The organism is Nostoc sp. DedSLP04 (assembly GCF_034530775.1).
GTDB lineage: Bacteria > Cyanobacteriota > Cyanobacteriia > Cyanobacteriales > Nostocaceae > Nostoc.
On sequence record NZ_JAVRCL010000003.1, the window covers coordinates 25,984 to 40,306 of the forward strand.

The window sequence follows — 14,323 nt, forward strand, 5'->3', positions numbered from 1 at the left end:
AAAATATTACTGAAATTATACTTATAATGTTGTACACAAGTTTACGTATTATTACTAGAGCATCTGCTAATTTACTCTGTAAGCTTTTAGGACAGCCTAGTGTTAGTAATTTAGAAACTCAACTCCATGAGAAACAAGTTCAAATTCAGCAGCTAGAAGAGCAAGAAAGGGCGCTTTACCGAGTTATTAGTAAAATTCGAGCTTCTCTTGAGTTAGAAACAATTTTTCGTACAACCACAAAGGAAACTTGCAAGTTACTCCGAGTCGAACGGATTGCCGTTTATCGTTTCTATGAAAACTGGGGTGGAGAATTTGTTAGCGACTTTGAGTTTGCAGAGACTGGATGGGATGATGTAGATACATTAGGAAAAAATACAGTTTGGAATGACTCTTATCTACAAGAAAATCAAGGTGGACGGTATCGTAATAATGAAACTTTAGTTGTTTCAGATGTTTACGCAGCAGGCTTATCTCAATGCCATTTAGAAATTTTACAACAGTTCCATATTCGAGCTTATGCAACTGCATCAATTTTTGTGGGAAAAAAACTGTGGGGAGTGCTTGCTGCTTATCAGCACTCACAGCCACATGAATGGAAACAATTAGAAATTCAGTTTCTGTCTCAGATTGCGACGCAGTTAGGATTTGCAGTTAAACAAGCAGAATTTTTAGCTCAAGCAGAACAAAAAGCAGCAGAACTGTATAAAGCAAATCAGCAGCAGGATATTCTGTTTAATTTAGTTGCTGAAATTCGTGAATCTCTGAATATAGACATTTTATTTAAGACTACTGTACGAGAAATTCGTAAGGCTCTACGGAGCGATCGCGTCAGTATCTTTCGATTTGATCTGGGATCGAACTATACCTCTGGTGAATTTGTCTCCGAGAATGTATTGCCTGACTACGATTCTACGATCGCCATTAAGGTAAAGGATAATTGTTTTGGTGAAAAATATGCAGTTGCTTATCACCAAGGGCGTATACAGGTAGTATCAGATATTTATCAAGCTGGGCTAAAAGATTGCCACATTCAACTGTTAGAGCAATTTCAAATCAAGGCACAAATTGTTGCACCTTTAATGAAAGGAAAAACTTTATGGGGATTACTATGCGTTCATCAGTGCCATTTTCCGCGCGAATGGAAAAAGTCGGAAATTCAATTTATCCACCAGTTAGCTGCTCAGTTTAATGTAGCTTTAGAACATTCTGAATTATTAGAGCAATTCCGCTCTCAAGCTAATCAACTTGCTCAAGCAAACAATGCTTTAGAACTAGCAAATTCTCAGTTAGAAAAACTTAGTAAGCTAGATGCTCTAACCCAAATCGCCAACCGTCATTGTTTCGATCAGTTTTTAGTTCAGGAATGGGATCGACTAAAACTAAGTGAAAATTATTTATCTTTAATTATATTTGATATTGACTATTTTAAGAATTATAACGATTCTTATGGACATCTAGCTGGGGATGAATGCTTAATACAAGTTGCTCGTGCAGCACAATCTGTATTAAAGCGTCCTACCGATCTACTAGCTCGTTATGGTGGTGAAGAATTTGTTGTAATTTTACCAAATACGAACGAATCAGGTGCGATTAAAGTAACTAAGTTGATTCAAAAATCTATTCAAGAATTAAAGATTCCCCATAAAAATAATAATGGGTTTCAATATTTTGTGACCGTCAGTTTAGGTGTTGCCATTCAAAAACCAACAGATAATAGTTCATCTCAAAATTTAATTAACGCCGCCGACAAAGCTTTATATAAAGCTAAAGAACAAGGACGTAATCGGTGGGTTTGTGCTGCAAAAACCTGGGTCTAGTGATGAAATAATTAAAAATACACAACTATAATTATGGGATACAAGCCCACAATAAATAAAGAATTGCTTCGAGATGCGAGGTGCAAGGCATCTTTATTCCAAGCCCACGGCTTAAGCCGTAGGCTTGAATTTTTAATCCGAGTGAAGCAAATGATAAAGCGATAGGTTGTGGTGTTTTTGCCTCACTCCTAACTCACTTTCGGCTTGATGTAGGCGATCGCTTGTTTCCAAACGGTGGTTTGCTGGCTGTTTTCATCCGCAATACAGATACATTGTGGATCTTGCCATAAAACTTTTCCTGTGAGTACATCACCAGTCAGCAGCTTTAACTCTATTGGCGTTGTTTGTTTAATCAGGTTTTGGACTTGTCTAATGCTGGGTAAAGTGGTGTCAAATTCGGTAAGCATTTTTAGTAAAGATGAACCTACAAGGCAAAATAAAGAGTAACTAATCCTTGATAATTCATCCTTGAAGAAATGGCAATCGAATTTACTAAGTATCATGGTCTAGGCAACGACTTTATTTTGATTGACAATCGCTCGTCATCTGTGCCTGTAGTGACTCCAGAGCAAGCCATCAAGTTGTGCGATCGCCACTTTGGTATCGGTGCTGATGGTGTAATTTTTGCCCTACCTGGAGAAAACGGCACTGACTACACTATGCGGATTTTTAATTCCGATGGTTCTGAACCAGAAATGTGTGGTAATGGCATTCGCTGTTTAGCTGGCTTTTTAGCAGACTTAGAAGGGGAATCCCGAAATCAAGACTCATATCGCATTCATACTTTGGGTGGTGTAATGACTCCCCAACTTTTATCTGATGGTCAAGTTAAAGTAGATATGGGTTTACCCAGGTTACTCGCTAGCGAAATTCCTACCACTCTTGCACCCGATGAAGAAAAAGTTATTTCTGTGCCGTTAGAGGTGGCGGGGCAAACTTGGGAAGTCACCTGTGTAAATATGGGAAATCCGCACTGCATTACCTTTGTGGAAGATGTCGCAGCAATTGAGCTAGAAAGCATCGGCCCAAAATTTGAGCATCACCCAGTTTTTCCCCAACGCATAAATACCGAATTTATTCAAGTGGTACGTCGTGACTATTTGAAAATGCGGGTATGGGAACGGGGTGCTGGAATTACCTTAGCTTGTGGTACTGGTGCTTGTGCTTCCTTGGTAGCTGGTGTGCTAACCGGGAAATGCGATCGCACCGCCACTGTAGAATTACCTGGTGGCCCCTTGGAAATTGAATGGTCAGAAGTAGACCAACGAGTTTACATGACAGGCCCGGCCCAAAAGGTATTCACTGGTAAACTGTAACCAGCTTCTCATTGGCATTACTCAAGTATTTCGAGGTTTGTAGTAAGCACTTTAGTGCTTAGAAAATTAGGACTTTAGTCCTTACTACAAACTTTTTAAGATTCATTTTCTGCTGAAGATTGCATATGGGTATTAACTTTAGATTGCACAGATTCTTTATTAGAAATTGCGAGATATATACCCCCTAAAATTAGAGCCAATCCTAACAAGTTAAAAATACTCAAGTTTTCCGAGAAAAGTATCCAAGCAAGAATCGCAACAATCACAGGATTGAGTAGTAAGAGTAAAGAGATAAATCCTGATGAAAAATTTTTGAGGCTGTATACAATTAGCCCATGACCCAAGGCTTCGCAAATAGCAGCTAGCGCAAATACTACTAACCACCCCGACAAAGTAACTGGGAAAACTTGTTTTTCCAAGATTAGCACTACTGGTATCATCAATGAAGTTGCGATCGCACAGCGCCACACGAGAATGGCGATCATTGAAAACTTATTACCAATCTGCTCGATAAGTAAAAAGTTTGCTGCATAAAATATCGATGAGATGAGGGCAACAGCATCACCTGTAATATTATTATTAGAACGCAATAAATCTTCAAATCCGACTGCGATCGCACCGATTATAGCTAAGATTAGACCGATGATAAATTTGCGCCCAAAAATTTGATTAAAAAATAGCCATCCTCCTAAAGTAGTAAATAGCGGATTGAGGCTACCTAACGCATTAGCATTCGCAGCACCAGTCTGAGTTAACGCCCAAGTCCAAGATAATCGACCTAATACATGAACTAGACCCACTGCGATTAAAAGCGCTATCTCTTTGGTTGGATAAGGCTGTGGTAATACAGGTTTATCATCTGTAATTTGAGTTCGTACTTGGTTAATTCCACTCCATAATCCAAAGATAATAGTCGCTATCCATAAGCGATTAAATAATGTAGCAACAGCGCTCATTTCTCTAACAGCGACTTTAATAAATATTGCTGTTGAAGATAAAGCTAATAATGCAATTATTACTATGATTATCGGCAGGATTTTTGAAGTTTTATCATTTTCTGGTGTTAGGCTTAATTGATTTTCTGCCATTTAGTTTATATTTATTATACGAACTGCCATCTATCTCTACGAGACGCTTCTGGGTTCGCGCAGCGTCTGGTTAGAGAAGTGAGCAATTATTTGGGATTATTCAGGTAATAATGCCATAGAAGTCTTGCCGCAACTGCTCGCCACGGTCGCCAGTGCTGTGTCATTGCTTCTAGTTGCACTGGTGTTGGACGCGTCGCCAAGTTTTTGAGTTTTTGTAGAGCAATTGCGATCGCTAAATCGCCTTTAGGAAAGACATCAGGACGTTGCAGCGCCATGAGCAAATAAATATCAACTGTCCAGTCTCCGATACCTTTGAGACGCTTTAACTCAGTTCTGATCGTATTTTCGTCCATTCTTTCCAGCTTGCTGAGGTCAAGCTGACCAGTTGCAATAGCATTCGCCAACCCACGACAGTATAAAATTTTTTGCCGACTGAATCCAATCGCTCTTAATTGAACATCATCCAATATCAGAAAATTTTCTGGTGTCAGAGTGACAACAACCCCACATAATCTGGTAAATATAGCCTTTGCAGCCGCTACAGAAACTTGTTGTTCCAGAATGATGCACAGAAGTGTTGTAAAACCCGCTTCTCTTTTCCACATCGGTGGAGGCCCCAGTGTTTCTAAAATCCGAGCCAAATCGCGATCGAGTTTGGCAAGCACCATTAAACCACGGGTAAGACTTTCTTCTGTCAACGATTCTAGTTCAGGTGTTTGAGTCATCTTTGAGAAATTTCGATTCTTGTGTAAGCAGTTTTTGTTTGCGCTCAATTCCCCAGTGATAACCACCAAGACTGCCATCACTCCGCAGCACCCGATGACACGGTACAATTAGCGCGATCGGATTAGCGCCACAAGCATTACCTACAGCGCGGACTGCTTGGGGCTTGGCAAGATTACGGGCGATATCAGTGTAAGTGCGGGTTTCGCCATAAGGAATTTTTTGTAATGCTTGCCAAACCTGTTTCTGAAATGCTGTCCCACGAACATCAAGTGGTAAATCAAGATTTGTTTCACCTCCTGCAATGAAGTCGAGGATTGCTTGTATCCATTCCTTGTGTGTGCGATCGTCACGCACGATCTGCGCTTGGTAAAATTCCTGGTTCAAAATGTGTTCAAGCTTGTCTGCTTCATCACCTAGTTTAACGGCACAGATACCCTTCTCTGTTGTTGCCACCAGCAAATATCCTAGCGAACATGGAGCGATCGCATAAACAATGTTGATTGTTTTTCCAGCTTGTTGGTAAATTTTTGGTGTCATTCCTAATTGTTTAGGTGCTTTCTCATACAGTTGACTACTTGAACCATACCCAGTATCGTAAACTGCATCAGCAATTTCTTCCCCCGACTGAAGACGCTGTTTCAATCGCTGGCTACGCAGCGCATCTGCATATTGAAAAGGCGATACACCAATTATCTGCTTGAATATTCTTTGTAGGTAACTAGGACTCATTTCTACCTGAGAGGATAATTCCGATAGGGTTGGTATGCGATCGACTTGTGCTTCAATATATCGACATACTGCTAAGATTTTGGCTGTATTTGGAACTATTTCAGATTGTGGTTGACAGCGCTTACAAGGTCGAAAACCTGCAATTTCAGCATCTTGTACCGACTGAAAAAAACAAACTTGATTCCGATTCGGTCTGCGACTAGGGCAAATAGGTCGGCAATAAATGCCTGTAGAGCGAACACCGTAAAAAAACTTACCTTCAAAAGCGGAGTCTCGATTGAGAACTGCTTCCCATAGTGTTTCTTCTAAAAGTTGTGTCTGTTGTAATTGCATTCATCGCTCCTCAAATCTATTGCAAAGTACCCCGACTTTGGATTGCCCATGATTAGTTTTTGCCTTTAGGTAAAACTAGATTAAATGTATCGTTCAACTACTTTCTATCTGATTGTTGCGATCGAAGTTGATTATCTCAGGGTATTCTGTCAGCACTCCTAAAGTCATTCGCTTTTTGACAAATGGTTCACCCGATTGGGTGAATGCGATCGCAGCATCCAGAACTACGCTGAAAGTATAGCCACTTTTTTGCTCTTAGCGATGTCTACGACGGGCTACGCCTACGTGCTGACAGCTAAAAAACTTTTACAATGGCTATGATTACCTTGAATATTATGCCAATTGCTTATATATCAAAGGGTCTAAGAGTGGATGAAATTGTAAAATCATCGCAGAAACCAGATTTTCTACCAGAGAAGATCCCCCTGCTGGAAACAATTGCTGCCAATTTACCGGGAATGATTTTCCAAATTCTCCAACGGCAGGATGGTTCTGTATTTATTCCTTATATTAGTTCTGGTTGTAAATATTTGTATGAATTAGAACCAGAGGCTATACAGCCAGACTTTCAGATGTTATGCAAACTGATTTATCCACAAGATATAAAAGCTTTTACAGAATCTATTGCTGTTTGTCGTACTACTCTTACACCTTGGCATTGGGAAAGTCGGATTGTTACGCCTAGTGGCAAACTTAAATGGATTCAAGGTACTTTGCAGCCAGAATTACAAGCAGCAGGTGATTTTCTTTGGCATGGCTTGGTTATGGATATTACAGATCGAAAACAAGCCCAAGAAAAATTGCTTGAGAGTGAGGCACGATATAAAGCAGTTTTGGATGCTATCCCCGATTTGATGTTTCGCATCAGCCGCGATGGCGAGTATCTAGATTTAAAAAGTGAGGGTGCAAATATCACTCTTTCGAGAGAAGAAATAGTTGGAAAAAATTTGCAAGAGTTATTGCCGAGTGATGTTGCAGCTATTAGCCAAGTAGCGATCGCTAAAACTTTAGATTCGGGAATTTTGCAAACTTGTGAATATCAACTACCAACATCTTTGGGAAACAGAGATTATGAGGCGCGATTGGTAGTTAGTGGTACAGATGAAGTACTAGCAATTGTCCGAGACATCACAGATCGCAAACAAGGGGAAGTCGCTTTACAAAATCTTGCCCAAAAATTTGCTAAAGCTTTTAGTTGCAGCCCCGATTCAATTACCATTAGCACGCTGCAAGAAGGACGCTTTATCGAAGTTAACGACAGTTTTGTGAATCTTTCAGGTTATGGGCGAGATGAGGCAATTGGTAAAACTTCTTTTGAATTAAATCTTTGGGTACACGATCGCGATCGCCTAAACTTAGTGCAAGAGTTGCAAAGCACGGGAGTTGCTCGTAACTTAGAAATTGATTTTCGGAAAAAATCTGGCGAGATAATTACAACGCTGCTGTCAGCCGAAGTCATTGATTTGAATGGTATTCCTGCCATTTTAGCAGTGCATCACGACATTACAGAACGCAAACAAGTAGAAGCACAATTACGCTTTTGTGCCCAACGCGATCGCTTGTTGGCAGAAACCCTAGTGCGAATTCGATCTTCACTGAAATTAGAGGAAATTCTTCAAACCACCGTGACGGAAGTCAGGCAATTTCTGCAAGCAGATCGAGTTTTCATTGGTTTAAATAATGCTAATTTAGGAGTCAAAACTCTTGCTGAATCAGTAGATCCTAAATATCCATCAGTTTCAGGTTGGTCTACTAAAGATGAAGCTTATCTACAAGAATTAAGAAACTTATTAAAAGATAATCGTGTGCGTGTGGTTGAAGACGTAACGCAAATATCAGCATCTCCCAAAGTAAAAGCACACTGTCAAAAATTCCAAACGAAGGCTAGCTTGGCTGTACCAATTATGCTAGGCAATGAATTATTTGGGGCGTTAATTGCCAATCAATGCTCAGGGCCGCGTCATTGGCAGCCAATAGAAATTGATTTGTTACAGCAGATGTCAGAACAGCTAGCGATCGCGATTCAACAAAGTCAGATATGCCAAAAGCTAGCAGAACTCAACACTAATTTAGAATACCAAGTCCAAGAACGGACAGCACAGTTGCAGCAGAAAATGCAAGAAGTTGAAAATTTGCATCGTGTCAAAGATGTTGTTTTGCACACAGTTGCCCACGATTTACGAACTTCCGTGATGGGTAACTTGATGGTGTTAAAGAATTTGTTAAATCAAGGGCAGGGGAGCAGGGGGCAGGGAGACAAGGGGACAAAGGGACAAGGAGGACAAGGGGACAATGAAAATAACCTTGCCCAATGCCCAATGCCCAATTCCCAATCCCCAATCCCAATATCTCGCTCAATCATCGAGCGAATGATTCAGGGCAACGATCGCCAACTAACAATGATTAACTCATTGCTAGAAATTAATTCCTGTGAAAAACAGGGTATTGAGATCAAACTCGAACCAGTGCAATTTAGCACCTTACTGGGAAGTACATTTGCCCAGTTGGAACCCATGCTGACACAAAATCAAGCGACTCTGAAGAACTTGGTTCGGGCAGACTTACCGTTAGTCATGGCAGATGAGATTCGATTGCAGAAAGTTGTGGTAAATTTGATCGCACATAGCTTACAAAATAATCCGCCAGGATTAAATTTTACCCTGAGCGCCACCGTTGAAGGGGGAATGATTCGCACTCAGATTCAAGATGACGGTGTGGGAATGAGTAAAGTAGAGTGCGATCGCCTCTTCGATCTGCATGTCCGCGATCCTCAAGATTGCTGCTCTACAAGCATTGGCTTAAAAATGTATCTTTGTCGGAAAGTTATTAAGGCGCATGGCGGCGAAATCGGGGTTATAAATAACCGCAAGCGTGGGTTAACTTTCTGGTTTACACTACCTTTAGCAACTTCATCCGCAACAAATCGCCCATAAATCACCAAAAAATGAGAGGGTGTTATTTATGGCAATGTTGAGTAAAGGAAACACCCTCAAGATATGGGCAAAGTTGCTCGGATGCTATTGGCTACTCCATTGACAACAGTGCAAAGGTGGTGGAGAAAAACCTTTTTTGCACCAACAACTGATGAAATCGTTACTCTTTACAGAGTTTGGCGTAACCGTTTTTTGTGGCAAAGATTACGTTTATGGTTATGGCTGGCGCTGATTTGTCTGTTGTCTTTTACTTTGCGAGACATTTACGGCCTGTTTTTTCCATTTGCAGAGTTGCAGCCGTTGCCAGAAGTACTTAGAACTCAACGCCTGGTAATTAATGTTGCAATGCTTGCAAGTATAATTATTTGCTTTGCTTTACATAAAACTAAATTAGGTCGTCATCGTCCAGATTTATTATTTTTGGGGTCTTCTTGGTCACTTAGTTTAGCGTCGCAGTTGTTTGCAACCATCAGAGGTTTCGCACTACCCGATACCATCGGCTGGTCGCTGTTGTTCTTGAGCCAAGCTGTGTTGATGCCTGTTTGCTGGATTCTTCACTTGCTGACTCAAGTGAGTGTGCTGATTTACTATTTCGGTGTGAATACAGTACTTGGGCTAAAAACACCAATCCCCGACCACCCAGAAATATATAATGTAACGTTCATTTTATATATTTTCTGGTTTTGTACTATATGTGACATCGGTGTTTATCTGTACGATCGCCTGCAACGCTCTGAATTTTTCGCCCGCCAAGAACTAGAATCTGCCTACCAAAAACTCAAAGTTGCGGAAGCTAAATATCGCAGCATTTTTGAAAATGCCGTTGAAGGAATTTTTCAAAGCAGTCCCGATGGACGTTACATTACGGCAAATCCGGCTTTAGCGAGAATTTATGGCTACTCCTTAGTAGACGAGGTGACAGCAAATTTTACTGATATTGAACAATTGTACGTTGACCCGAACCGCCGAGCAGAATTTGTGCGCCTGATGGAAAAGTATGGCAGCGTTTCCGATTTCGAGTCCCAAATTTATCGTCAAGACGGGAGTATTGTCTGGATTTCCGAAAAAGCTTATACAGTCCGTGATGAACAAGGAAAACTGCTTTACTACGAAGGTTTGATTGAAGACATTACCCAGCGCAAGCAAACTGAAGAAGAACTACGAGTGTTTTTCCATGCAGTTTCCCACGACTTACGCAACCCAGTACTAGGTACTTTAATGGTGTTGAAGAATTTGCTGGCCCGTTCAGAGGAAAATATTACGATTTCCCGCTCAATTTTAGAGCGAATGATTCAAAGTTGCGATCGCCAACTGAAATTAATTAATTCGTTGATGGAAACTCACATCAGTGAGGTGCAAGGTGTTGTTTTACAACGTCAAACCGTACAATTACTGCCAGTTGTCGAAGCTGCGATCGCAGATTTAGAGCCATTGCTAGAACAAAATCAAGCCAAGCTGACAAATCTAGTATCCGCAGATTTGCCATTAGTGAATGTAGATCCCACGCAACTATGGCGAGTTTTTTCTAACTTAATTGTCAATGCTTTGAAACATAATCCTCCAGAATTGCTTTTGACAATCAATGCTACCCGTCAGGATGACATGATTTATTGTACTGTTAGTGATAATGGCGTGGGCATTAGTCAACAACAAAGCGATCGGCTTTTTGACCTTTACTTTCGGGGTACAAGTATCGGCAATTCTGTAAGTTTGGGATTAGGATTGTATCTATGTAAGCAAATTATCCATGCTCACGGTGGCGAAATTGGTGTGAACAGTGCATTGAATGCAGGGGCAACATTTTGGTTTACCTTACCAATTAGTAGCCCATTTACAGAGTGAAGTTGTTAATTAAACCTTTTTGTTATCAAAAATATTTTTTTAACGAACCAGGAAGCAAGAAGGAAGAAAAGGAGTAATTTTGTGATGAGATAGAAGAGTAATAATTCTAATTTTTATCATTCATCAGCCTCACAAATAACTTACCTAATGCAGAAATGCAAACATTGATATGAACTACATCATATCCACTAATCGGAATTCCAGTTGAGGAGACTTCTGTCAATCCAGATCCAATTAAATTTCCTAAATAATCACTATTATTAGTATTGTTGATTAACTTATTTAAGTCTTCGACAAAGGCAATATTTACAGCAGATGCTAACCGCCTGAAAGTTTCTAGATTAATTTTTTCTTTTATGAGATTTAAAAATAACTCAGCTAGTATTTGAGTTTTGTCTAAATCATCAATTCGGTCAATAATTAAGACTAAACACTCACCTAACTTTGATTTTTTTTCAGGTTCATCATCTAAAGTTTTGAGAAAACTCTGCTTTTCTCTCAGGGTAACTTTGTCTAAATATAAAAGGAATTTTTTTATCTTTGTTAGAAATATGCGATCGCTAACAGTTTTTCCTATATTAGCAGCCTTCATGGCCAAGCTAAGAAAGGGAATGTCTTTAAGCAGCCCATCTTCCATCAAGGAGTCAATAACCACTTCTGCGATCTCTGTAAATAACTCAAGTGATTGTGAAGTAATTTCTGAGTCTTTCATCTTTGTAAGTAGCTAAACAAAATTAATTACATAGTTTTTACCAAATTTTCTGAGGATTTTTTCAACAGATGCGATAAAAGGTTCTCAATTTTTGTAAGTATCTATATCTAGCAGGTGGTTTCCATAAATATTATCGAATTTGCGATTATTCAGGAAAAAAGAAACGAATAGAACAACAAAATCCGGGTAAAAGTGGCGATGTTATTTCATCATCGCCTAATAAAGTAGCAACTAAAACCAACTGTGCTTTTTCTCGCCGATAAACTTCAACTTGTTTAGTGAAGCGATCGACAATCCAATACTCACGCACGCCTTGAACTGAATACAGTTTCAGTTTTGCTTCCTTGTCTCGAAGTTCGTTTTGTTTACCTGGGGATAAAACCTCTATTACTAACTCTGGTGCGCCTGTCAAATGTCCTGCTTCATCTTCAATTTGCGCCAGTCGTTCTCGACTTACCCAAACTACATCCGGTATAACGCTATCTGCTTGCGAAAAAATCACGCCTGGAGCCACAATTGTTTCCCCTAAACCACTCAAATCTGACCAAACATCGAGTTTTCGAGCAATTTTTACACTAACTTGTTGATGACGGCGGTGAGGTGGGCGAGTCACAAAGAGTTCTCCATTAATAATTTCATAGCGCGTCCACTCATTTTCGGGTAGAAGCTCTAAATCGTGAATTGTCCAGCGTACTCCCTCAATGGCTTGGTTCATAATTGTCCCCATTTAGCTCGTTGCCTTTGTTTAATTTTATCTTTTCTTCCGGCAAGGCAGATATTGTATTTAAATTAGAACCATAATGAAAAGCAAAAGTTCAGGCGAAACTCTGTATGCTGACATTTACCCAACTTAAACCACCTAATTACGATGCCGCTGTTGCTTTTACTCTGGCGCTAACAGCAGAAGAACGCACCCGCAGTCGTCATCGCTTTGAAACGGCAGATGGTAAGGTTGTGTTTTTACATTTACCCAGAGGAACTGTTTTACACGATGGCGATATTCTGCAAGAAGAAACCCATAGCAGTTTAATCAGAATTACTGCCAAACCAGAACTAGTAATGACTGCTTTTGCCCAAACATCACTTTTATTATTACGGGCAGCATACCATCTAGGAAATCGCCATGTACCTGTAGAAATTACTCCAACTTATTTACGCTTGTCTTCAGATTCAGTTTTACGCACTATGTTGGAACAATTGGGGTTAGAAGTTAAAGAAGAAATTTTACCGTTTCAGCCAGAATTAGGAGCTTATGGACAACACCATCATCCTCACTGATAGCCATCTTTTGAGTATTTTGCAGCTGGCTAGCCCTGCTTTACCTGTAGGAGCATATAGTTATTCTGAAGGTTTGGAAATGCTGGTAGAAAATGGTATGATCGCTAACCACACACATCTCAAAGATTGGTTAAAAGCAGAGTTGCTCTACGGGGCAATTCGGTTAGAGGCGGCGGTGATGGTACGATCGCAGCAATCCGTAAAAATGAATGATTTAGAATCGCTATGCCGTTGGAACCTGTGGTTGTCGGCTGCTAGGGAAACAGAAGAATTACGTGCCTCTAGTTGGCAAATGGGGCGATCGCTCATCCAATTACTTGGTAAACTAGAACCGCAGATTATGCCTATTGCCAATGCTGTGGGTAATCCTTGCAATTATGCGATCGCTTTTGGTATTGCCGTTGCCCATTGGCAAATCAGCATCCAAGCCGCATTACTCGCATATCTGCATAGTTGGGCAAGTAATTTGATTACTGTTGGCGTGAAACTGATCCCCCTTGGACAAACCGCAGGACAGCAGTTATTGCTAGATTTGCAACCATTACTCAGTGCTGCGACATTAGAAATTCTCGCGTTGGATGACGATCAACTCGCCTGTTGTAGTTGGGGTTTATCGCTGGCGAGTATGCAGCATGAAACGCAGTATACAAGGTTATTTAGGAGTTAGTCAAAATAATTCGTAATTCGTAATTCGTAATTCGTAATTCGTAATACTTCGACTTCGCTCAGTACAAGTTCGTAATTCGTAATTATTACAAAGGACAAATGACAAATGAAAATAAATGCATTTCGAGTGGGAGTTGCTGGGCCAGTGGGTTCGGGGAAGACAGCTTTAGTGGATGCTTTGTGTAAGGGGTTGCGCGAGCAGTATCAGGTTGCGGTGGTGACGAATGATATTTATACTCAGGAGGATGCTCAGTTTTTAGTGCGTTCTCAGGCGTTGGCTAGCGATCGCATTTTGGGTGTAGAGACTGGTGGTTGTCCTCACACTGCTATCCGCGAAGATGCTTCGATGAATTTGGCGGCAATTGAACAATTAGAAGAACGTTTTATCGATTTGGATTTGGTCTTTTTGGAAAGTGGCGGCGATAATTTAGCTGCTACTTTTAGTCCAGAATTGGTGGATTTAACAATTTACGTCATCGATGTTGCGGCTGGTGATAAAATTCCCCGCAAGGGTGGCCCCGGTATTACTAAATCTGATTTATTGGTGATTAACAAAACTGACCTAGCACCTTATGTTGGTGCAGATTTAAGTGTGATGGAACGAGATGCTAAAAAAATGCGCGGCGATAAACCTTTTATTTTTACTAATTTAAAAACTCACTCTGGACTTGCAGATGTAATTAACTTTGTTTGCACCAATATCTGTTGAAAAAGAATTCAGAATTCAGAAGTCAGAATTCAGAAGTCAGAATCAAGACAATTAAATCTGACGTGAGTTCGACAAGCCCTTTTTTGACCTCTCCCCCAACCCCTCTTGGACACGGAGAGGGGAGCCAAAACCCGAATTTTTCGTTGCTCCTCCCTTTCCCTGTGGGAGGGAGAG

The 14,323-nt window shown here is 40.5% G+C and carries 13 protein-coding genes; 7 read left to right on the top strand and 6 right to left on the bottom strand.

The window, feature by feature from the left end:
* Window positions 1-26: 26 nt before the first annotated feature.
* Entirely contained in the window at window positions 27-1,817 is a 1,791-nt protein-coding gene (locus RMX89_RS02360) for a diguanylate cyclase domain-containing protein (RefSeq protein ID WP_322687776.1), read from the top strand.
* Between the two features lie 188 nt (window positions 1,818-2,005).
* Here the strand turns inward: RMX89_RS02360 and RMX89_RS02365 are convergent, their stop codons facing one another.
* A complete protein-coding gene (locus tag RMX89_RS02365; RefSeq protein WP_322687777.1) occupies window positions 2,006-2,224 on the bottom strand; it encodes an Hfq-related RNA-binding protein in 219 nt (72 codons plus the stop codon).
* 69 nt (window positions 2,225-2,293) lie between these two features.
* On the opposite strand from RMX89_RS02365, the gene dapF reads away from it, so the two are divergent.
* On the top strand, window positions 2,294-3,133 hold the full coding sequence (gene dapF / locus RMX89_RS02370; RefSeq protein WP_322687778.1) for a diaminopimelate epimerase: 840 nt from the start codon (window positions 2,294-2,296) through the stop codon (window positions 3,131-3,133).
* 95 nt (window positions 3,134-3,228) lie between these two features.
* Here the strand turns inward: dapF and RMX89_RS02375 are convergent, their stop codons facing one another.
* The 3 genes from RMX89_RS02375 to ada form a co-directional block, all read right to left on the bottom strand.
* A complete protein-coding gene (locus RMX89_RS02375; protein WP_322687779.1) occupies window positions 3,229-4,221 on the bottom strand; it encodes a DMT family transporter in 993 nt (330 codons plus the stop codon).
* Between the two features lie 86 nt (window positions 4,222-4,307).
* The gene (locus tag RMX89_RS02380) at window positions 4,308-4,946 is read right to left on the bottom strand and encodes a DNA-3-methyladenine glycosylase 2 family protein (RefSeq protein ID WP_322687780.1); all 639 of its coding nucleotides are present in this window, start codon (window positions 4,944-4,946) and stop codon (window positions 4,308-4,310) included.
* Window positions 4,930-6,009 (bottom strand): bifunctional DNA-binding transcriptional regulator/O6-methylguanine-DNA methyltransferase Ada, encoded by a 1,080-nt coding sequence (gene ada, locus RMX89_RS02385; protein ID WP_322687781.1) that lies wholly within the window; start codon window positions 6,007-6,009, stop codon window positions 4,930-4,932. The genes RMX89_RS02380 and ada overlap by 17 nt, the downstream gene beginning before the upstream one ends.
* Window positions 6,010-6,320: 311 nt before the next feature.
* On the opposite strand from ada, the gene RMX89_RS02390 reads away from it, so the two are divergent.
* Together RMX89_RS02390 and RMX89_RS02395 are read left to right on the top strand one after the other, a co-directional pair.
* Window positions 6,321-8,942, top strand: a complete 2,622-nt coding sequence (locus tag RMX89_RS02390; protein ID WP_322687782.1) for a PAS domain S-box protein — start codon at window positions 6,321-6,323, stop codon at window positions 8,940-8,942.
* A 63-nt stretch (window positions 8,943-9,005) separates the two neighbouring features.
* A complete protein-coding gene (locus RMX89_RS02395; protein ID WP_322687783.1) occupies window positions 9,006-10,784 on the top strand; it encodes an ATP-binding protein in 1,779 nt (592 codons plus the stop codon).
* A 106-nt stretch (window positions 10,785-10,890) separates the two neighbouring features.
* Here RMX89_RS02395 and RMX89_RS02400 read toward each other — a convergent pair whose 3' ends face one another.
* Window positions 10,891-11,496 carry a hypothetical protein gene (locus RMX89_RS02400; RefSeq protein WP_322687784.1) on the bottom strand — a complete coding sequence of 202 codons (606 nt, stop codon included), beginning with the start codon at window positions 11,494-11,496 and terminating at the stop codon, window positions 10,891-10,893.
* 145 nt (window positions 11,497-11,641) lie between these two features.
* Window positions 11,642-12,211, bottom strand: a complete 570-nt coding sequence (locus tag RMX89_RS02405; protein WP_322687785.1) for a Uma2 family endonuclease — start codon at window positions 12,209-12,211, stop codon at window positions 11,642-11,644.
* Window positions 12,212-12,327: 116 nt separating this feature from the next.
* Between RMX89_RS02405 and ureE the strand changes: the two genes are divergently transcribed.
* The 3 genes from ureE (at window position 12,328) to ureG (ending at window position 14,149) form a co-directional block, all read left to right on the top strand.
* Window positions 12,328-12,774, top strand: a complete 447-nt coding sequence (gene ureE, locus RMX89_RS02410) for an urease accessory protein UreE (protein WP_322687786.1) — start codon at window positions 12,328-12,330, stop codon at window positions 12,772-12,774.
* A complete protein-coding gene (locus RMX89_RS02415) occupies window positions 12,749-13,441 on the top strand; it encodes an urease accessory protein UreF (RefSeq protein WP_322687787.1) in 693 nt (230 codons plus the stop codon). Before ureE ends, RMX89_RS02415 begins: the two co-directional genes overlap by 26 nt.
* Before the next feature lie 111 nt (window positions 13,442-13,552).
* Window positions 13,553-14,149 (top strand): urease accessory protein UreG, encoded by a 597-nt coding sequence (gene ureG / locus RMX89_RS02420; RefSeq protein ID WP_322687918.1) that lies wholly within the window; start codon window positions 13,553-13,555, stop codon window positions 14,147-14,149.
* The last annotated feature ends 174 nt before the right edge of the window (window positions 14,150-14,323 follow it).